The sequence below is a fragment of the Calidifontibacter terrae genome (assembly GCF_054778835.1).
In genome coordinates this window covers 240,690-261,214 of record NZ_BAAGZF010000001.1, presented here as the reverse complement: position 1 = coordinate 261,214, position 20,525 = coordinate 240,690, and the positions used below count along the sequence as shown (strand labels likewise).

Genomic DNA, 20,525 nt, shown 5'->3' with positions numbered 1-20,525 from the left:
GCAGATCACGCTCCGGGAGCCACGACACCGACCGTGTTGGGGAGGGTTCGCCAGCCACTGCCGACCCGGGCGATGACGGACGGGCGATTGGTGACGACGTAGACCTCGGAATCGCCGCGACCGGTGCCGATGATCTGCTGCGCACCGGGCACTTCACCCATCGAACTCGGGAAGCCGTTCAAGGGGACCTCGATCACCTGGGGCGACCCCTTCTCGACAGAGGCGCCGATCACCGCCAGCGTCACATCGTCCAACCAGGCGACATCGGCGACGTCGTAGACCGTGCGCGACACCACGACCGGGGTGGACAGGGCCGTCGGTTGGCCGTTGGCGTCGCGGACTACGTAGGACATCTGCAGCGTGGTCTTGCCCTTGCCGTCACCGGTCACCACCGCGACGCGTTGGCCGTCGCCGGCGACGCGGAGCGCAACGATCTGCGGGTCCTTCAACCACGGCACCGAGATCGGTTGCGGTCGGGCGGCCTGGCCAGCGGTGGTGTCGACCATCCACACGCCGGATCCGCTGCTGGTGGTGCGGTTCGGGCCGGTGTTGGACAGCGCGGTGCCACTGATCCACAACTCCCCCAGATCATCGAAACTGGGCCGGGTCAGCAGGCGAGCGAAGGTCGGGACCACGGCGACCTTGGTCGACCTGTCCCACCGCCCGAGGCTGTTGCGGTCACCGCTGACCCCCGCGAACTGATGTCCGTCGGCGGAGGCGGCCAGGAGATACCAGTTACGGCTGAGAATGGGTAGCGGCACGTTCTTCAACGGGTGGGTCGCCTCGTCGTTGGCCGACTCGTCGAGCCACGACAAGGTGTCACCGGTGCGGGTCAGCACCCCGTCGTTGGACGGCGTACGAAGTTCGTAGCCGACGTCGCTCGGCACCACCGGCGCGTCGGGCAGGGAAGCGGTGTCGAGGCGGGTGCCGCCCACCGTCAGTTCCACACGACGCACCCCGGACACCTGATTGAGGGTGGCCATCATCGCCGCCCAGAGTCCGGTTCGGCTGGGACTGTCGGCGCGCATCACGCCAGTGGTGAGGTCAACACTCGCGGTGCCGTCAGCGGCGACCGGCACGGCATCGACCGCGAGACGAGTACCACTGGGCACTCGGTTGAAGGCTGGTTGGGCGCTGCCATCGGACTGCTCACGCGGGAACCCGCGAAGCACGGCTCGAGCCAACGCGGTCGGCAGACCGGGCGCCGTGAAGTATTGCTCGTCGGGAACCAGCGTGTGCGTGAGCGTCTCTGCGAGATAGACGCGATACGGGGTGTAAATGCGCTCGAAATCGGTCTGGGTCAAATAGGGCCCGAAGTCGGCAGGCAAGCCGGAGATGCGCCACTCGCCGGCCACCTTCGCCAGGCTGAGATCGATCGTTCGCTGCTTCGGAGTGGCGTAGTCGATCAAGTGGCCCGTGTCGTCCAAACCAGCCACCGAGGTTGCGGTCAAACGCACCGATGTCGGCGACAACTGGGTGGTGATGAAGTCAGATTCACCACGGTTAATCGCCACTTGGGCCCCGGGCGCCCAGGTTCGGTTGGCCGTCGATGCCAAGAACTCACGCGCGACCTTGTAGTCCTCATCAACGCTGCCGGTAGCGCGCAGGAATTGGCGGACGATCTCCACCGGGCTCTCGCCGCCCTGCGGACCGTAGAACTCGACATTCGGACCAGGCTCGGAGGGTTCGGCGGTGATGGCATCGCGCGCGCTCACCGCACTGGTCGTGGGCAGTCCCGCACATCCCGCGAGCAGACCGACCACGAGCATCAACGCGAACCAGCGCAGCGCTCTCATTGCCGCTCTCCGTTGGTGCGTCCGAGGGTGAGGCTGTTGCCCTCCGGCATGACCTGACCCACTTGGGAGTCATCGGGAGCAAGCGGCAGCGGTGATCGGGTGATCGGCACACCCGGATTGCGCGGCAGCGTGAGCCGGAAGGTGCTGCCCTGCCCCGGCTCGCCCCACGCCTGCAACCACCCGTCGTGCAACCGGGCGTCCTCCAGCGAAATGGAAAGGCCCAGGCCGGTGCCTCCGGTCGTACGCGCTCGGGCCGGGTCGGCCCGCCAGAACCGATTGAAGACGCGTACGGCGTCGCCCGGGTTGAGTCCGACACCGTGGTCACGCACCGTGACCGCGGCGGCCGTGGCGTTCGTGGCGATGCGGATTTCGATCGGCTTGCGTTCGCCGTGTTCGATCGCGTTGGTGATCAGGTTACGCAGGATGCGCTCGATCCGACGTTCGTCCATCGGCACCACGACGGAGGAATTGCCCAGCACGTACAGCCGGGTTCCGTTGCGCTCGGCGAGCACCTTGGAAGAGTCGACGACCCGGTCAGCGACTTGGCGCAGATTGCCTGGTGTGAGAGTCAATCCCGTTGCGCCGGCGTCGAATCGGCTGATCTCGAGCAGGTCGGTGAGCAGGCCTTCGAACCGGTCGAGTTCGCGGCTGAGCAGTTCGGCGGAGCGCGCGACCGGCGGTTCAAACGCGGCGCGGTGATCGTGCAGCATGTCCACCGCCATCCGGATGGTCGTCAGCGGGGTGCGCAGTTCGTGAGAGACATCGGAGGTGAATCGTTGCTGCAGCGTGGACAGATCTTCCAGCTGACGGATCTGGCGTTGCATGCTGTCAGCCATCGCGTTGAAGGAGCGCGCGAGTCGGGCCAGGTCGTCGTCGCCGCGCACATCCATTCGCTCGTTGAGCGCACCCGCGGTCAATCTTTCGGAGACGTGGGCCGCCTGCCGAACCGGGCTCACCACCATCCGGGTGACCAAATAGGCCAAGGCGGCCAGCAGCACGATGAGGGCAACACCGCCGGCGGCGAAGGTTCCCTTGACGATGTTGAGGGTGGTGACCTCGGCGTCCATCGGATAGATGAAGTAGATGTCGTAGGCGCCGGCGTTCGGGATCGTCACCCGGGAACCGACCAGCACCGCCGGAACCTCGGGGTCGCCGTCGTTGGCGAACGCGCCCTGCGGGACGGTGATGATTTTGACCTGCTGGTGGTCGGGGTCGGCCTGCAAGGCCTCTTTGATGTCGTCGGGAATCATCGACTCGCTGGTGCCCGGCGAACTCAGTTTCGCAACGGGCTGGGCCTGGTTGCCCACTGACTTCAGCAGCACCACCCGTCGGGAGAGGTCGTCGCCGGGCGAGCGAACGCGCTGCACCGTGTCATAAGCGAGTTGGCGCAATGAGGTGAGGTCGGTGTTCGGGGTTCCCGACAGGTAGGCCTGCGCGTCGGCCCGCTTGGACTGGGTTTCGGCCTCAGAGGATCGCATTTTGGAGTCGACCAGGCCGGTGGCGATCCGCTGATACATGTAGGAGCCCAACACCAACGTGAACACCGCACCAGCGAGCGCGGTGGTCGTGACCACGCGGGTGTGCAGCGATCGCCGCCACCGGCGCGCGATCCAGCGACCGACAGCCCGCATCGCGTTCAGCGCATTGCGAACCGCCCGTACGGGGGCCGCGGCACGGGCGGTGTCAGCTGCTCGGTCCGGCTTTATAGCCGACTCCTCGGACGGTCAGCACGATCTCGGGGTGTTCGGGGTCCTTCTCCACCTTGGAGCGCAATCGCTGCACGTGGACGTTGACCAGTCGGGTGTCCCCGGCATGGCGGTAGCCCCACACGTTCTCCAGCAGTACCTCGCGGGTAAAAACCTGCCAGGGCTTGCGAGCGAGCGCAACCAGCAGGTCGAACTCGAGCGGCGTCAGGCTGATCGGCTGGCCGGCGCGAACTACCGAGTGACCATTGACATCGATGGTGAGGTCGCCCAGCGAGATCGTCTCGACCTCTTCTTCCTCGCCTCGACGCAGGCGGGCCCGAACACGCGCGACCAACTCCTGCGGCTTGAAAGGCTTGTTGACGTAGTCGTCGGCACCGGCTTCGAGGCCGCGGACGACGTCGACGGTGTCGGTGCGGGCGGTCAGCATGACGATCGGCACCGTGGATTCGGCGCGGATCAGTCGACACACCTCGACCCCATCGATACCGGGCAACATGACGTCCAGCAGAACAACGTCGGGCTTGGCATCCCGGAACGCCTCGAGCGCGCCGCTGCCCGTCGCACAGTGAGAGACCTGCAATCCCTCACCACGCAGGATGATGCCCAACATCTCGGCCAACGACGGGTCGTCATCGACCACGAGCACACTGTGCGTCATGTCCACCCTTCCAGAATCACGATTCGGAACATTTTCACACACCTAGTTCGGTTTCCCTCGCCGCGGCGCGAACCCCGCGTCGGGAGGCTCACCCCGCGGGATGCACGAGGCCGATGGCGCAGGCTTGCGCAGCGCCATCGGCCTCAACCGCAACGGAGCGGCAAATGTGATCAGTACCGGTAGTGCTCCGGCTTGTAGGGACCCGCGACGTCGACGCCGAGGTATTCCGCCTGGCCCTTGGTCAGCTCGGTCAGCTTCACACCGAGCGCGTCGAGGTGGAGCCGGGCGACCTTCTCGTCGAGGTGCTTGGGCAACGTGGTGACGGTGGGCTTGCCCTTGACATCGACGTAGTCCTCGGCCTTCTCGAACAGTTCGATCTGGGCGATCGTCTGGTTCGCGAAGGAGTTGGACATCACGAAGCTCGGGTGGCCGGTGGCGTTGCCCAGGTTCATCAGGCGACCCTCGGACAGCACGATGATCGAGGAGCCGGACTCGAAGGTCCACTCGTGAACCTGCGGCTTGATCTCGGTCTTGGTGATGCCCGGGATCTTCGCGAGGCCAGCCATGTCGATCTCGTTGTCGAAGTGGCCGATGTTGCTGACCACCGCCTTGTTCTTCATCCGCGACATGTGGTCGGCGGTGATGACGTCGTAGCAACCGGTGGTGGTGACGAAGATGTCGCCGTATTCGCAGGCTTCGTCCATAGTCACGACCTGGAAGCCCTCCATCGCTGCTTGGAGCGCGCAGATCGGGTCGACCTCGGTGACAACGACGCGAGCGCCCTGACCAGCGAGCGCCGACGAGACACCCTTGCCCACGTCGCCGAAGCCGGCGACGACGGCGACCTTGCCACCAATGAGAACGTCGGTCGCGCGGTTCAAGCCGTCAATCACCGAGTGGCGGGTGCCGTACTTGTTGTCGAACTTGCTCTTGGTGACCGCGTCGTTGACGTTGATCGCCGGGAACAGCAACTCGCCGGAGCTGGCCAGCTCGTACAAGCGGTGTACGCCGGTGGTGGTCTCCTCGGTGACGCCCTTGATCTCGGCGCCGACTTTGGTCCACTTCTGCGGGTCCTCGGTGAGCGTCTTGCGCACCAGATCCTTGAAGACGGAGAACTCTTCGGAGTCGTCCTGCGTGGTCGGCGGCACCTGACCGGCGGCCTCCCACTCGGTGCCCTTGTGGACCAGCATGGTGGCGTCGCCACCGTCGTCGAGGATCATGTTGGCCAGCTCGCCGCCGGGCCAGGTGAGGATCTCGTTGGTGCAGTCCCAGTATTCGGGGAGGGTCTCGCCCTTCCAGGCAAAGACCGGAACGCCCTGGGGGTTCTCCGGGGTGCCGTTCGGGCCGACGACAACGGCAGCAGCCGCTTCGTCCTGGGTGGAGTAGATGTTGCAGGAGGCCCAGCGAACCTGCGCGCCCAGCGCGGTGAGGGTCTCGATGAGAACCGCGGTCTGCACGGTCATGTGCAGCGAACCGGCGATGCGCGCGCCCTTGAGCGGCTGGCTGTCGGCGAACTCCTCGCGCAGGGCCATCAGGCCCGGCATCTCGTGTTCGGCCAAACGCAATTGGTGACGGCCGGCCTCGGCGAGGCTGAGGTCCTTAACCTTGTAGTCGAAGGACATAAGTGTCCCTGCTCCTTCTGTGTGACTCGGTGGACCCGGCGCGCCCTTCTGGGCTTCCTGCGGGTTATCGCCCACGCCGGCAACCCCGAGGATACCGAGGCATAGCCAAGCTGCCGAACTGCCTCATCGCAGCGCGGGAATCTCTGCACCGACGTCGTGCAGGTGATGAGCCAGGTCGTGGAGCAGATAGCGCCCGAGAGTGAGCACGCTGAACTTCGAGCCGTTCGACCGCACGCCGGCCCGATCCCAGGCGGCGCCGGGCGGGACCGCGTCGTAGGCATCAGCAAGGCGCTGCGCCGCGTCGGCCAGGGCAGGCGCCAGGACCTGCGGGTCGACGCTCGGGTAGTCACCATCGATCGCCGCTTGGTCTTGATCCCAATCGGCGAAGTTGGGGTTGTCCATGGTGAGCAGGAGTGCCAGGCGACGGTCGAACACCCGACACACGTCGGCGATGTGGGCGCCGTATTCCACCGGCGACCAGGTTTGCGGATCGGGGCGGCGGCGCGCGCCGGGCTGACTGACCACCTGCGCCCACGGAGCGGTGAAGGCGCGGACCGCACCGCCAATGGCTTCCCCGTCGACCGACGACGCCTCGAATCCGCAGTCAGGGCAACGCTGTTCGAGAGTCCAGGTCCAGTCTTTGGTGTCGGCCGCGACCCGGGAGCTGCGGTGGTAGCCAGATGGTTCGCCTCGCTTCACGTCACCGCGATAGCGCCGATCGCGCAGTTCGGCGACATAGAGCTCGTGATCGGGAGCTCCGACCGACGCGGAGTAGTCCAGCTCCGCCTGCACGTCGTAGGGCACCCGTACGAACTGAACCCCGAACGGCGCGGGCGCATCGCTGTCGTAGCTGCCCTCCAGGATCACGTAGACCGGCACGTTGTCATCCAGGGCATTGCCGACGCTGCCGGTGTTGATCAGGGTGAGACCGAGGTCGGTCTCCAGGAACGAGTCGTGGGTGTCGCCATAGGCGACGACCGTCGGAAGTGGTCCGTTGCCGGTGGCGGGCGTGTTCTGGAACATTCCGCGGAACTCGACGTCGTCGTGGTCGAACCGCACTCGGGTGTGGACGCTCGTCGCGGAGGCGTGGAACAGCCGGATCCGGCGGCCGCTCATCGTGAAGTCGTGACTGAACGGCAGCGATCGCAACCACTCCCCCTGGCCCGGACCGAGTTGATCACGCCACCAGGCCAATGTGGGGTCATAGGCCGACCCTGGGAACACACTCGGCTCCGGCAGGAAGTCATCCCAGTTACCCAGGATGTTGACCTCGCAGCGCTCCTGGCAGATCTCGACCACCTCGCGGCCGCGCGGACCCTTGCCGACGTAGTCGCCCAGGTTGAAGATGCGGTCGATGCCACGCGCATCGATGTCGGCAAGCACCGCTTCAAGGGCGGTCAGGTTGCCGTGGACATCAGAGATGAGTGCGATCCGCTCCATGCCGGTCAGCGTACGACTGCGCACCGACAGCGTCGGTTCGGCCTTTTCCCGTTTCCCAGCAGGGCGGTCAGTGCGCCCCGGCGGGTGCGGTGTGCGTCTGGTCGTCGTGGTGGAAGAAGGTCAGGACGATCGCGGTGATGATGCCACCGACGACCAGACCCACGACGGCGCAACCGAGGGTATTGGTGAGCCAACCGAGCGCCCCGCCCACCGCGCCGGTCGCGTCGGCGACGCTGTGTTCGAGGTGGTGCAACTGGGCGTACGGCCACTTCCAGCCGACATCGTCCAGCCCCATCAGCAGAATGTGACCGCCGACCCAGAGCATCGCGGCGATGCCGACCGTCGACAGCACGCTGAGCACCTTCGGCATTCCGGCGACCAAGGCTTTCCCGAGCGACCGGGTCGCCTCTTTCTTGGTGAGGTGGAGGCCGACGTCGTCCATCTTCACGATGATCGCGACGACGCCGTAGACGAGCGCGGTGATCAGCAGCGCGACGATCACCAGAATGATCAGGCGGGAAAGGAACGGCTCATGGTCGACTTCCTTGAGCGAAATAACCATGATCTCGCTGCTCAGGATGAAGTCCGTACGGATGGCGCCGGCAGTGATTTCGTCCTCGGACTTGCCCTCGCTGGACTCCTCGTGCCCGCCGCCGCGCAGCGCCTCCCAGAGCTTCTCGGCGCCTTCGAACGACAGGTAGGCGCCACCAATCATCAGGATTGGCATCACGATCCAGCCGACGAACTGCGACAGCAGCATGATCGCCGGGAGGATGAAGATCAGCTTGTTGCGCAGTGAGCCGATCGCGATCTTCTTGATGATCGGTAGTTCGCGCTTGGGGTCGATGCCTTCGACGTAGCGCGGGGTGACCGCCGTGTCGTCGACGACAACGCCGGTCGCTTTGACGCTGGCGCGGGTCGCCGCCGCCCCGACGTCATCGATGGATGCGGCCGCGGCGCGCGCAAGCGCTGCGACGTCGTCGAGGAGTGCTGCGATTCCGGCGGCCATGGGTGCCATGGTACGGAATGCGGCGACGGTTCCCGAACGTTCGCTGTGAGCCTTAGCCGTCGAGTCGCGTACGCGGCGGTTCGCAGACTGACCCGCGGCAGACGTACGCCGTCGGATGACCGTCGGTGGTGTTCTTGCCGATCGCGATGGGCAGGGTTGATCCCCCGTCGGTCACCACGACGGGACCAGCAGCAGCGCGGGAGACCTCCGCGACGAATCGGTCTCGGGCCGCGCCCGGTTCGCCCACCACGACGGCGCAGGGATTGCCCTCGGCGATTCGGAGGGCCGCGACGAGGGCCGATCCCGCGAAGCGTGGGGCGCGGGTGATCAGCTCGGTCGCGGTCCGCAAGGCGGCGTCTGCTCGTTCGGCGTAGGAGTCGTCGGCGGTCAGCGCGGCGACGTCGAGCAGGGCGTTCACCATCGCCGACAGACCGGAGGGACTCGCGTTGTCGCTGCCGTCACGCGGGCGCGACACGAGGGCATCCGCATCAGAGCCGGTGTCGTAGAAACCCCCGTCGTCGGCGCCGAAGAGCGCGATTGCGTTGTCCAGCAATCCAATTGCCGCGTCGAGATGACGGGTCTGCCCGGTCGCTCCGGCCAGCCGCGCAAGGGCCCCGGCGAGCTCGCCATGATCCTCAAGGACGCCGAGCGGTCGACCGACACGACCGTCGCGCGACACCCGGCGCAGCCGGCCGTCGACGAGGTGGGTCTCCAGCAGGTGATCCGCGGCTCGTTCGGCCGCTGCGACGAATCGAGGTTCAGCCAGCGTGAGCCCAGCTGCGAGGAGCCCGTCGATCGCCAGTCCGTTCCATCCGGCGACGACCTTGTCGTCCCGAGCTGGGCGGGTGCGGCGGTCGCGCGCGACCTGCAGTTTCGTACGCACTCGGTCGAAGCGATCCGTGTCGTCGGGGTCTTCGAGCAGTTGCAGGGTGGAAGCGCCCTCCTCGAAGGTCCCGGCCGCGGTGACGTTGAACGTCGTTGCGGCCCAACCCGCTTCCTCCCCCAGCGTCTCTTGCAGATCGGTCGGGGTCCAGACGTAGAAGGTGCCCTCCACCCCATCGGAGTCAGCGTCGAGTGAACTGGCAAAGCCGCCCTGGCCGGTCAGCAGCTCAGCCAACATGAAGTCGGCGGTCTCGCGCGTGATGCGATCGGAGAGCGGATCCCCTTGTCGCGCAAAGGTGTTCAGCAGCTGGGCGTTGTCATAGAGCATCTTCTCGAAATGCGGGACCACCCACTCACGGTCGACGCTGTAGCGCGCGAACCCACCACCGACCTGGTCATAAATCCCGCCCCGAGCCATTGCGTCGAGCGTTTGCGACCGCATCTGGTCAGCGAGTGGCGTTTTCCGCAGGCGGAGGAACTCCAACACCATCGACGGCGGGAACTTCGGAGCGCCGCCGAAGCCGGAAAATTGCTGGTCGAAGTCTGCCTGCAGGAGCGTTTCGGCAGTGTCGAGTGCATCTGCCGGGATCGGAAGGGCATGCGCCGCGGCCCGATTGAGGAACTCACGCAGTGCCTCAGTCGAGGCGCGTACGTCGTCTCGTCGGTCAACCCACGCCCCCGACAGGAAGGTCAGCACCTGCTCGAACGACGGCTGCCCGTGGCGCGGTTGCGGCGGGAAGTAGGTGCCGGCGAAGAACGGCAGCCCCTCGTGATCGAGCACGCAGGTCATCGGCCACCCGCCGTGTCCGGCCATCGCGGTCGTGGCCGACATGTAGACGCTGTCGAGGTCGGGTCGCTCCTCGCGGTCCACCTTGATATTCACGAACCGCTCGTTCATCAGGGCGGCGGTCGCCGGGTTCTCGAACGACTCGTGAGCCATCACGTGGCACCAGTGACAGGCGGCGTAGCCGATGGACAGCAGGATCGGTACGTCGCGGCGCTTCGCCTCCGCGAAAGCTCCGGCGCTCCACTCCCACCAATCCACCGGATTGTCGGCGTGCTGGAGCAGATACGGGCTGGTCGCGCCGGCGAGTTGGTTGGCCATGAGACTCCGAACTTACGTGTCAGACCGGCGTTAGCGGGACGAAGGGCTTCTCGGGCAGCGTCACGGTGACCGGCTGCCCGGGCCGCACCTCGCCGCCGCGTTCAACGACCGCCATGACACCCGCTTTGCGAATTACTTCAACGCTCGTGGCCTCGGGCGACGCCGTCGACGGAGCCGGTTCGTCGGTGGGCGTCCCGTCGGCGCGAGACAGCACCACCTTCAACAGCCCGGGCTCGAACGTGTTGATCTGTGCGCATGGGTTGCGCAGACCGGTGAGCCGAACGACAGCGTCGCCGAAGTCCAGGAGCGTGTCGGTGGGCAGGGCGAGCAGGTCCAGGTCACGGGTCAGGACGTTCTCCCCCAGGTCGCCCGGGTGCAGCTCGTAGCCCATCGTCTGCGCGTCGACGAACAGTTCGGACGGGATGAGGTGCACCTGGCGCAGATTGAGCTGATTCGGGTCGCGGCGAACCCGGGAACGGTGTTGCACCAGGGTTCCGGCGTGGGCATCGCCGACCACGCCGAGCCCGGCAACGAGGGTGATGCTGCTGGTCGGGACCTTGGAAAAACGGTGCAGCTCGTCGCGGCTGACAGAAACTACCTGCGGCTGGCTCACCTCAACAGGCTAACCGCTCACTGGGCTCGACCACTGCGCCCGCCACCGCCGATGACCAGCACGGAACTGCTGTCGAAGCTTTCGCCACAACCGGCGCACCGAACCATGCGCTCTCACTTCGCTGGTCGCCGGACGGCGCATCGACTGGGCCAACGCGCGCAATTGCGGAGGCAACGCCATTGGTCGGTTCGTCGAGGATGACCAACTCCGGATCGCCGAGCAGCGCCGCGGCGATCCCAAGCCGCTGCTTCATGCCTAGCGAATAGCCGGCATAGTTGTCGTTACCGCGATCCCCAAGTCCGACCAGTTCTAGCAGCCCCGTCGACGTCCCCAAGCGCTACGAGCTGCGTCCGGTCGACTATGTGATCGTGCGCAACCCGTGGGGTTCGACCCCGGAACCCGGGCGTCGACTGCGGCCGGCGATTCCAAGCGTACGACATCAGTTGCTGGCGCGACGTCCCGCTCGGAGCCGGCCTCGGCTAACGCCTCGCCCGGCTCAACCAACGGGGCTGGGGGTCAGTCGAAGTCGAGACCCAGCAGGGCGTTCTCGACGACCTCCGCCATCGCCGGGTGGATCCAGTACTGCGCCCGGGCGAGGCCGTCGGCCGACTGCCCGAAACTCATCGCCTGCACCAGCGGCTGGATCAGGGAACTGGCGTCGGGGCCCATCAGATGCGCGCCGAGCAACTGGCCGTTGCTGCGGTCTGCCACCAACTTCACGATGCTGGTGGCGTCTTCCATCGCCCAGCCGTAGGCCGTGTCGCCGTACTTCTGCGTCTTGGTCGTGACCGAGTAGCCGGCGTCGCGAGCCTGCTGCTCGGTCAGGCCGACGGTCGCAATCTGCGGGTGGGTGAAGATGGCGGCCGGGACGAACCGGTGGTCGAACTCGTGCAAGTCATCGGGGTGACTCAGGTTGTGCGCGACGGCCCGCGCCTCGAGGTTCGCGACGTGCTTGAGCTGGTAGGGCGAACTGACGTCACCCAGCGACCACACGCCCTCGGCGGAGGTGCGGCCGTACGGGTCGACCGCCACCCGACCGTCGTCGGCGAGATCGACGCCCGCCAACTCGATGCCGTTCGGCACGAGCGGCGCCCGGCCGGTCGCCACCAACAACAGGTCCGTCGCCAGCTCGCTGCCGTCCGACAACGTCAACACCGCTCCGTCGCCTTCGGGACGCAAGGCGCTCACGGTCGTGTCGCGCCGCAGGTCCCAGCGCTGCGCGGCCAACTCATCGAATGCCTCGACGAGTTCATCGTCCAAATGACGCAACATCCGTGAACTGCGAGCCAGTACCGTCACCTCCACGCCGAGCGCGGAGAAGACGTGGGCGAACTCGGCCGCGATGTAACCGCCGCCGACGATCGTCATTCGCCGCGGAAGTTCGTCGATCCGCATGACGTCTTCGTTGGTGTAGTAGCGCACACCGCTGTCGCGGATCTGCTGCGGGACCACGGGAGTCGAGCCGGTGGCGATCACGATTTGATCTGCGGTGAACCGTTGGGCGACGCCCTCGACGCCGACCTCGATCTCGCGGGGACCGACGAACGACGCGGTGCCAAGGAACGCTGTCGTGTTCGGGCCGTCGACGCGGTAGTTGCGACCGCCCGCCTCAATCGGATCGATCCGGCCGAACACCCGGTCGCGAATGTCGCGCCAGCGAACCCCATCGATGCGGGCATCGATGCCGTAGCGAGCCGCCTCGCGGATCGAGGTAGCGACCTCCGCCGCGTAGACGAACATCTTGGTCGGGATACAGCCCACGTTGAGGCAGGTGCCGCCGAAGAGGGCCTTCTCCACAACGGCAACGCGTTTGTCGTCGAAGTCGGGGGTGATGACGGAGTTGCCGGAGCCGGTGCCGATGATCGCCAGGTCGAAGTGCATGCCTCGATCATCCTCCCCGGCCGGACCTACGCCCCTTCGGGCACTAGGTCGACGATCGCCTTGATGCTGCTGGCCACGTCCGCGAAGGAGGTAGTCAGCGGCGCGAGGCCGAGCCGAATCCCGTCGGGCTCACGGAAGTCAGGCACCACCCCGGCCGACCACAACTCGCGGTAGACCCGGCTGAAGTCGGGGTGCCCGAGAGTGACGTGACCACCGCGTACGGATGGGTCGCGCGGGCTCTGCAGCTCGACGCCGCGATGGGCCAGCAGGGCGTCGTACATCTCGATGGTGAACCCGGTCAGGGCCATCGACTTCTCCCGGATCGCGTCGATCCCGGCGCGTGCGGTCAGCTCGACGCCGGCACGCACGGGCACCATGCCGACCACCGGCGGGGTTCCGCTGACGAAAGACCGAATGCCTTGTGCGGCAACGTATCCCGGGCCCATCGTGAACGGATCCTGGCGACCCATCCACCCTTGTACGGGTTGCCGGAAGGTCTCCAGGTGACGGCGCGCGACATAGCCGAAGGCCGGCGCGCCCGGGCCGCCGTTGAGATATTTGTAGGTGCAACCGACCGCCAGGTCGACCCCGCAGTCGTCGAGTTGCGTCGGGACCGCACCCACGGAGTGGCAGAGGTCCCACAACACGTAGGCACCGGCTTGATGCACCAGGTCGGTGATCGCCGGCATGTCGGCGATCCACGCGCTGCGGTAGGCGACGTGGCTCAGGACCACCAACGCCGTACGCTCCCCCACCACGGCCGCGACCTCGTCGAGTGTCACCCCGGCCAGCGGGTCGGGCTCGATCCACCGCAGCGTCATCCCGCGCTCGGCGGCGATTCCTTCGAGCACGTATCGGTCGGTCGGGAAGTTGCCGGAGTCGAGCACGATCTCGTCGCGACCCGGGGCCGCCGCGGCACAACCGGCACGGGCCAGTTTGTAGAGCATCACGGTCGTCGAGTCGGCGACCACGGTTTGCCCGGCAGCGGCGCCCAGGCAGGCGGCACCGATCAGATCACCGATCGTCTCGGGCCACTGCATCCAGGGGGCTTCGCCGTCGGTCCAGCTACGGATCAGGCTGCTGCCCCACCCATCGGTGATCAGTCGGGCAAGTTCCTGCTGCGCGACCTTGGTCGGCCGACCCAGTGAGTTGCCGTCGAGGTAGGCCGCGACCGCGCCGTCGGCCGGTTCAACGAACTCCGAGATGCACCACGCCAACGGGTCAGCCGCATCCGAGTCGGCTGCGCGGGCGATGAATTCGTCGATCATGCGTCGCCTCCGATGGTGCCCTCGGCGACCCGACCGCGTACGGCGTAGAGCTCGGGGAAGAAGCTCTGTTCCAGGGCCCGTCGCAGAAACGGAACGCCCGCGCTGCCGCCGGTGCCCCGGCCGAAGCCGATGATGCGCTCAACGGTCTTCAGGTGTCGGAACCGCCAGTGCTGGAAGTTGTCCTCCAGGTCCACCAGTTCCTCGCAGGTTTCGTAGATGTCCCAGTAGGTCTGCGGATCGCGATAGACCGCCTCGAAGACGACCGTCAGATCCTCAGAAGGCTCTCGCGGCAGCGACCAGTCACGGTCGAGATGCTGCGCCGGAACCGGCAAACCGCGACGGGCAATCAACTGCAAGAACACGTCGTACAACGACGGCTCGTGCAACACGGTCGCGAGTTCTGCGGCTTCCGGGCGGCCTTCGAAGACGCGCAACATGTCGGGGTTCTTGTTGCCGAGCAAGAACTCGACCATCCGATATTGCAGCGACTGAAAGCCACTCGACGATGCCAGAAACGGGCGGATCCCGGCATATTCGCTCGGGGTGAGGGTGGCCAAGACCGACCACTGCTGGGTCAACGTCGCCTGAATGTGCTTGACCCGCGCGAGCCGCTTGAGCGCGGGCGGCAATTGATCGGCTGCGATCAGGTCGCGCGCCGAGCGCAACTCGTGAATGACCAACTTGAACCAGAGCTCACTGGTTTGGTGCTGGATGATGAACAGCAACTCGTCATGTTGCGGCGGCTGCGCCAGGGGGTGTTGCGCATTCAGCAGGGTGTCTAGATCGAGATAGTCGCCATAGGTCAGATCGCTCGTCACGCCCCGAGCGTACGACCCATGCTTCGCTCGGAACCACCCATCAGCTCGTCGCGTCCACCACCCGGCGGGAGCGAATATCTGTACCTCCTGCACCGTCACTGTAAAAGGAGCGTTTCGTGCGCCGCATTCTGTCCCTCCTGCTGTCGGTGTTCGTGGCCGCGGTGGCCGCCCCGACCACGTTCAGCGGTGCCGCCGACGCGTGCGCTTGTGGGGCCGTGATGGTGCCGGCCGGCGACACCAGTCAGGTCACCCAGGAGAACGTCTTGCTGACCCAGGCCGCTGGCCGCGAGACGATCACAATGAGCCTCGACCTGCGCAGCAGCGCACCCGACGCCGGCCTGGTGGTGCCCACGCCGACCCCGGCCGCGGTCACGCTCGCCGATCCGAACACTTTCTCGGCCCTGGCCCGGATCGTCCAGCCCGTTGAGCGAACGCGACATCACTTCGTCGGCGGTCGTTCGCCCTGGTTCGGGGATCAAGACGGAAATGGCGCCACCTCGCGCGGACCTGCTTCCGGTTCGGTCACCGCGCTGTCCACGGTGAACCTCGGACCACTCGAAGCAACCACCCTGCGCGCTGACGACCCGACCGCCCTCCGTAGCTGGTTGACCACCCACGGCTACGGCATCCGACCCGCGGTGCAGCAGCTTTTCGACCTCTACGTCGCTAAGAAGTGGACCTTCGTCGCCTTGAAGCTGACTCCGGAAGGCAAGACGCTGACCGGTGAATTGCCGCCGGTGGCGATGACCTTCGACAGCAAAGAGCTGGTCCACCCGCTGCAGCTCTCCCGCGCCGCCGCGAACACCCAGCGGGTGCGCACCTACGTCGCCAGCGATCACAAGACCCGTCGCACCGATCCCACCGCCAGGACGACGTCGATCACCGCGTTGTACGCGGGGCGCCCGTCGAGCGCGAAGATCCCGACCGCGCTGCGCTCGACGTTTGCTGCAGCGCCCTATCTGACCGCCTCGGAGCAGGTCTTCGACCAGCCGAAGGCCCAGATCACCAGTGATCTTTCCTTCGGGCAGGCACCGGACGACACCCCGTACACCCGCATCATCTGGCACGACAGCTACCTGTTCAGCTGGGACGAACTGGTGGTGCTCGGGCTGGTCGTCGCCGCGACCGGTGGTGTTGGCGGGATGCTGATCGTTCGGCTGCGCCGCCGCGCTCAGCGCGGCACTGCTCAGTAAGGCTGGGTGCGGTCGCGAAGGTCCGCGACATGCGGTGACACGGCTGGGTCAATCCCCAGACCGATCGCCAAATAGGTGGCGATGTAGTCGACCATCAACAGGTGATCGGCCAGTCGGACGATCGGGTGGCCCTGCTCGGCGACCACCTCGGTCACCTTGCAACCGGCGCCACGGGCACCGGTCAGGACCGCCTCGGTGAGCCGCACGCTCGGTTCGTCCGGCGCGGCGTCGCGCAGCATGAGCAGACCCAGCCGAGGCTGCTCGGGTGCGTCGAGGAACGGGTCAGCGAAGATGTCGGCCGCTCGTTCCCGGCGGGAGCCGAACCCGCCACCGGCGGTGAACGGCCCGTCGAAGCAGGCGACGATCTGTGAGGCGGCATCAGGCAACTCACCATGGATGGCCGGGATCCGCGAGGTGCGGCTCAGCATCGATGCGGCTCGCCCGGCGGCGACGCCGGTCAGCGGGCCGTCGCCGAGCACCACCGGGACGGTGGGCGCCAAGGTCGCGGCGGCCAGCTTGGCCGGATTGACGAACGAGGCCGAACCGGGACGACAGTCGCTGGCCCGTTGATCCAGACGCGCAGCCGCCTCGAGCAGAGCTGAGTCGGGAGCATCGATAAGTCCGAGCGCGTGCGCCCCTTGCAGAACCGGTGTGAGCATCGACCACAGCGACACCCGGGTCGACTGGCGACCGCGGCCGACCGGAACGTGGACCCCGCGAGCCTGCCGACAGACATCGGCAAGGGGCGAGTCAGGCTCGCCGACGGTCAACAGGGATGCGCCACGACGAGCGGCCTCGATCGCGATCGCCACGGGTCCCGGCGCCTTGCCGGAGAGGGATACCGCGATGACGAGATCGAGCGGACCGACCCATCCGGGCAGCGGGGTGTTGCGGCGTACGGTCACCGGCACCGGCGATCCCGGCTCCGCCAACAGCGCCAATACCTCGGCGACCACAGCAGTGCTACCCAATGCCGCCACCAGGACCGCGCGCGGGCGTTCGCCGTAGGCGACGTTCTCGATGCCGGCCTCGGCGCCGAGGGTCAGCGCCTCGCGAAGCTGAGCTCCGGCTGACGCGAGCGACCGCAGGGTGTCCCGGCTGTCGCGGCGGGCGAGCTCGGCGGGATCATCGACCCAGGATTCCTCGAGCTCGGGCATCGGCTCAGGCCTGGAAGATGCGGGCTTCGTCGGCGAGGAGCACCGGGATGCCGTCGTCGATGCGGTAGCCGCGCCGCTGGCCGGGCTTTTCGCAGTCGCCGGCGCATTGCAGCTCCGGGCCACCGGTCGGACTGGTGCCGTCCAGCAGTTCCTGGCGGCAGACGGGGCAGCGCAAGATTCCGCGCAGCCAACCGTCGATCGGATCGCTCTGAGCACTCATCGGGGTTCTCCTTCGATCTGCCGGATAGCTGCCAGGGCGCCGTCGCGCACCCGGGCCATGGTCGCCTCGTCTGCGGCCTCCACGTTCAGGCGCAACAGCGGTTCGGTGTTGCTGGCCCGCACATTCAGCCACCACATCGGCTCTGCGTCGTGAGCGAGGGTCACCCCGTCGAGCGTGTCCGTGGTGAGTTCGCCCTGGGCGTTGGCCCACGAACGTACGCGCTCGGTCGCGGCCGCCTGGTCGTCGACCAGCGAGTTGATCTCGCCCGAGGCGGCGAACCGCGAGTAGGCGGCCGTCAGCTGCGACAGCGGCGCGTCCTGCTCACCGAGCGCGGCGAGGACGTGCATCGCCGCGAGCATGCCGGTGTCGGCGAACCAGAAGTCGCGGAAGTAATAGTGCGCGGAGTGTTCGCCGCCGAAGACCGCATCGTGTTCGGCCATCTGCGCCTTGATGTAGGAGTGTCCTACTCGGGTGCGCACAGTTCGCGCACCCGTCGCGCCAACGATCTCGGGCACGGCGCGCGAGGAGATCACGTTGTAAACCACGGTGACTTCGGCAGCGTCGGCCCCTGCCGCAACGGCTTTCGCAACCTCGCGGCTGCCGACGAGGGCGGTGACCGCCGACGGATTGACCGGCGCCCCGGTTTCGTCGACGACGAAGCACCGGTCGGCGTCGCCATCGAAGGCCAAGCCCAGATCGGCTCCGTGTTCGACGACCGCCGCCTGCAGGTCGCGCAGGTTCTCCGGCTCCAGCGGGTTGGCCTCGTGATTGGGGAAAGTGCCATCGAGTTCGAAGTAGAGCGGGACGATCTCCAGCGGCAGCTCGGGCAGTCCCGCGCCTGTTCCCAGCACCGCCGGAACCGTGTGGCCACCCATCCCGTTGCCGGCGTCGACGACGACCTTGAGCGGGCGACCACCGGACAGATCGACTAGTCCGCGCAGGAACGCGGCGTAGTCGGCCAGAAGGTCGCGTTCGGTGATCGCACCGTCGTCGGCTGCCGGGAGGTCATGCAGCGTGCCGCGGTTGAGCGTCCATTGCGCCAGGTCGCGCACCTCCGCCAACCCGCTCTCCTGACCAACCGGCCGGGCACCGGCGCGGCAGAGCTTGATCCCGTTGTAGGCGGCGGGGTTGTGGCTCGCGGTGAACATCGCGCCAGGCATGCCCAACGCGCCGGAGGCGTAGTAGAGGCCGTCGGTCGAGCAGAGTCCGATCAGCGTGACACTGAGCCCGTGAGCGGCCGCACCTTCGGCGAACGCACGCGACAGTTCCGGCGAGCTGGGTCGCATGTCGTGACCGATGACGATCCCGCGCGCCCCCTCTGGCAGCGCAATTACTTGGGCGAACGCTGATCCGAGCGCCGTGGCGACCGGTGCGTTCAACTGTTCGGGAACCAGGCCTCGTACGTCGTAGGCCTTGACGAAATCGCTCAGTCGGACTGCATTCACGAGGTCAGCGTAATGCGGTCAGCGGGCACGGACCACGCGCAGTCGGACTGGCGCCGGCTCGGCGTCCTCGTCGTCCTGCGGGATCGGGGCCGGCCGGCCGGCAGCGCGCACCGCGTCGGCCAAGGCCAGCAGGTCGTCTTGGGTCGGCTGCGGCTCGGAGTAGTCGATCGGCAGCTTCACGATGTCCCACCCGCGCGGCGCAGTGAGTCGACTCGCGTGTTGGGCGCACAGGTCATAGGCGTGGGGCTCGGCATAGGTGGCCAGCGGGCCAACCACCACGGTCTGGTCGGCGTGGACATAGGTCAGCGTTGCCACGGCGCCCTGGCCACAACCCGCACGAGCACATCGACGCTTCAACACGAACACACCATTCTCACGCAGCGAACTGTAGGTCTCGCAGCGCAGTTCGTCGGGGAGCCACACCGTACGACGGTCGTGCGACGTGTCACTGGCGCCCCACGTAGGCTGGCGGACATGGGCAACGACAGGCACGGCCGCGGTATGCGCGGCCCGCTCGCCTGGCCACGGGTACCCGCGATGCGCACCCGTGGGCAGAAGTTCGACGAGATCGTTCTCGACACCTTCGAACGACTCTGCGATCGCCCGAAGCTGCGTACGGTCGCCGTCGAGTTGGCGGTAGAAGACGTTCCGCCGAGCGATCCGGCGCCGTGGGAAGACCAGATCGCTCTGGCGCGTACGTTTCCCGCGGAGCGGAACCTGCCGGCGCGAATCGTGGTCTACCGGCGCCCGGTCGAGACCCGGGCCACCGGTGAGCAGGATCTCGCCGAACTAGTCCACGTGGTGCTCACCGAGAACCTCGCCGGCCTGCTCGGCGTGAACCCTGACGACCTGACCGACGACTGACATCCCCGACCCGAAGGACGACCGACGTGTCCGATGCCGCACTCCCGCCCCCGCTCCTGCCGGGCCTTCCGACTCTTGGCCGGTTGCCGGTGCTCGTCACCGGCGGAACCGGCACCTTGGGCCGGGAGGTCGTGGCCGAACTGGTCCGCTCGCAGGTGCCGGCTCGGGTTCTGAGCCGCAGCTCTGGCGCGAAAGAGCCGGGGGTCGAACGGGTCGTCGGCGACCTGCGTACCGGAGACGGTTTGACTGAAGCGCTCCAGGGCGTGCAGGCGGTGATCCACTGCGCCAGCGACCCGCGTCACCCCGATGAGGTCGATATCGACGGCACCCGCCGGCTCACGCTGGCCATGCTCGAGGGCGAACCGGCCCGCCTTGTGCACGTCTCGATCGTCGGATGTTGGGACAACCCCTTCCCCTACTACCGCGCCAAGGCGAAGGCCGAGACGATCGTCATCGAGTCCGGGCTGCCGCACACCGTGGTCCGCGCCACCCAGTTCCATTCGTTCGTACGCACCGTGTGCGCCCCGCGCGGCGGATTCGGTCTGTCGGCCACGCAGTTGCGCTTCGCGCCCGTCGACCCGCAGTGGGTGGCCCGCACGCTCGTCGACGTCGCCCTCGCCGACGACCCGGTCGCCGGACCGCTGGAATTGGCCGGCCCCGAGGTTCTCAGTGGTGCAGACATCGCGCGGCTGACGGTGCACGTTCGCGGCGGAAAACTACGGCGTACGTTCGAACTCCCCGCCGTCGGCGGGGTGCTGAAGGCGTTCTCGCGGGGATCAAACCTGCCTGGTCCGACGGCCCGCCGCGGCGGATCGACCTACGCCCAGTGGCTCACCGAGCAGGACTGA

At 67.0% G+C, this 20,525-nt stretch carries 18 protein-coding genes and 1 pseudogene; 3 read left to right on the top strand and 16 right to left on the bottom strand.

Translation table 11 applies throughout. The features are described from left to right. Positions 1-5 precede the first annotated feature (5 nt). The 12 genes and pseudogenes from ACYU98_RS01260 to ACYU98_RS01205 form a co-directional block, all read right to left on the bottom strand. Positions 6-1,796 carry an LpqB family beta-propeller domain-containing protein gene (locus ACYU98_RS01260; protein WP_460466360.1) on the bottom strand — a complete coding sequence of 597 codons (1,791 nt, stop codon included), beginning with the start codon at positions 1,794-1,796 and terminating at the stop codon, positions 6-8. Then, entirely contained in the window at positions 1,793-3,427 is a 1,635-nt protein-coding gene (gene mtrB / locus ACYU98_RS01255; RefSeq protein WP_460466359.1) for an MtrAB system histidine kinase MtrB, read from the bottom strand. The genes ACYU98_RS01260 and mtrB overlap by 4 nt, the downstream gene beginning before the upstream one ends. Positions 3,428-3,479: 52 nt before the next feature. After that, positions 3,480-4,160 carry an MtrAB system response regulator MtrA gene (gene mtrA, locus ACYU98_RS01250; protein WP_460466358.1) on the bottom strand — a complete coding sequence of 227 codons (681 nt, stop codon included), beginning with the start codon at positions 4,158-4,160 and terminating at the stop codon, positions 3,480-3,482. A gap of 170 nt (positions 4,161-4,330) precedes the next feature. Then, the gene (gene ahcY / locus ACYU98_RS01245; RefSeq protein ID WP_460466357.1) at positions 4,331-5,782 is read right to left on the bottom strand and encodes an adenosylhomocysteinase; all 1,452 of its coding nucleotides are present in this window, start codon (positions 5,780-5,782) and stop codon (positions 4,331-4,333) included. Positions 5,783-5,905: 123 nt separating this feature from the next. Then, the gene (locus tag ACYU98_RS01240; protein WP_460466356.1) at positions 5,906-7,222 is read right to left on the bottom strand and encodes a metallophosphoesterase family protein; all 1,317 of its coding nucleotides are present in this window, start codon (positions 7,220-7,222) and stop codon (positions 5,906-5,908) included. Between the two features lie 67 nt (positions 7,223-7,289). Next, positions 7,290-8,231 (bottom strand): DUF808 domain-containing protein, encoded by a 942-nt coding sequence (locus ACYU98_RS01235; protein ID WP_460466355.1) that lies wholly within the window; start codon positions 8,229-8,231, stop codon positions 7,290-7,292. Positions 8,232-8,283: 52 nt separating this feature from the next. Continuing rightward, positions 8,284-10,218, bottom strand: a complete 1,935-nt coding sequence (locus tag ACYU98_RS01230) for a thioredoxin domain-containing protein (RefSeq protein WP_460466354.1) — start codon at positions 10,216-10,218, stop codon at positions 8,284-8,286. Between the two features lie 19 nt (positions 10,219-10,237). After that, entirely contained in the window at positions 10,238-10,831 is a 594-nt protein-coding gene (locus ACYU98_RS01225; protein WP_460466353.1) for an MOSC domain-containing protein, read from the bottom strand. 163 nt (positions 10,832-10,994) lie between these two features. Further along, positions 10,995-11,147: pseudogene (locus tag ACYU98_RS01220) on the bottom strand (ATP-binding cassette domain-containing protein); the annotation flags it as partial. A 200-nt stretch (positions 11,148-11,347) separates the two neighbouring features. Next, complete coding sequence (mtr, locus tag ACYU98_RS01215) at positions 11,348-12,712, bottom strand: mycothione reductase (protein WP_460466352.1); 1,365 nt, start codon at positions 12,710-12,712, stop codon at positions 11,348-11,350. Positions 12,713-12,738: 26 nt separating this feature from the next. After that, positions 12,739-13,980 carry a kynureninase gene (gene kynU, locus ACYU98_RS01210; protein ID WP_460466351.1) on the bottom strand — a complete coding sequence of 414 codons (1,242 nt, stop codon included), beginning with the start codon at positions 13,978-13,980 and terminating at the stop codon, positions 12,739-12,741. After that, entirely contained in the window at positions 13,977-14,798 is an 822-nt protein-coding gene (locus ACYU98_RS01205) for a tryptophan 2,3-dioxygenase (protein ID WP_460466350.1), read from the bottom strand. The genes kynU and ACYU98_RS01205 overlap by 4 nt, the downstream gene beginning before the upstream one ends. A gap of 116 nt (positions 14,799-14,914) precedes the next feature. On the opposite strand from ACYU98_RS01205, the gene ACYU98_RS01200 reads away from it, so the two are divergent. Beyond that, positions 14,915-15,991: a DUF2330 domain-containing protein gene (locus ACYU98_RS01200; protein ID WP_460466349.1), complete on the top strand. Its 1,077-nt coding sequence runs from the start codon at positions 14,915-14,917 to the stop codon at positions 15,989-15,991. On the opposite strand, the gene ACYU98_RS01195 is transcribed toward ACYU98_RS01200, so the two are convergent. Genes ACYU98_RS01195 through ACYU98_RS01180 form a run of 4 tightly spaced genes read right to left on the bottom strand, consistent with a single transcriptional unit; the run spans position 15,985 to position 19,173 of the window. Beyond that, a complete protein-coding gene (locus ACYU98_RS01195) occupies positions 15,985-17,148 on the bottom strand; it encodes an SIS domain-containing protein (RefSeq protein ID WP_460466348.1) in 1,164 nt (387 codons plus the stop codon). The two genes, ACYU98_RS01200 and ACYU98_RS01195, sit on opposite strands and share 7 nt — an antisense overlap. A 4-nt stretch (positions 17,149-17,152) precedes the next feature. Beyond that, positions 17,153-17,368, bottom strand: a complete 216-nt coding sequence (locus ACYU98_RS01190; RefSeq protein ID WP_460466347.1) for a Trm112 family protein — start codon at positions 17,366-17,368, stop codon at positions 17,153-17,155. Continuing rightward, entirely contained in the window at positions 17,365-18,813 is a 1,449-nt protein-coding gene (locus ACYU98_RS01185) for a phosphomannomutase/phosphoglucomutase (RefSeq protein ID WP_460466346.1), read from the bottom strand. Before ACYU98_RS01185 ends, ACYU98_RS01190 begins: the two co-directional genes overlap by 4 nt. 18 nt (positions 18,814-18,831) lie before the next feature. Beyond that, positions 18,832-19,173 carry a DUF3499 domain-containing protein gene (locus ACYU98_RS01180; protein WP_460466632.1) on the bottom strand — a complete coding sequence of 114 codons (342 nt, stop codon included), beginning with the start codon at positions 19,171-19,173 and terminating at the stop codon, positions 18,832-18,834. A gap of 114 nt (positions 19,174-19,287) precedes the next feature. Between ACYU98_RS01180 and ACYU98_RS01175 the strand changes: the two genes are divergently transcribed. Together ACYU98_RS01175 and ACYU98_RS01170 are read left to right on the top strand one after the other, a co-directional pair. After that, positions 19,288-19,677, top strand: a complete 390-nt coding sequence (locus tag ACYU98_RS01175; RefSeq protein ID WP_460466345.1) for a metallopeptidase family protein — start codon at positions 19,288-19,290, stop codon at positions 19,675-19,677. A 26-nt stretch (positions 19,678-19,703) separates the two neighbouring features. Continuing rightward, the gene (locus ACYU98_RS01170; protein ID WP_460466344.1) at positions 19,704-20,525 is read left to right on the top strand and encodes an SDR family oxidoreductase; all 822 of its coding nucleotides are present in this window, start codon (positions 19,704-19,706) and stop codon (positions 20,523-20,525) included.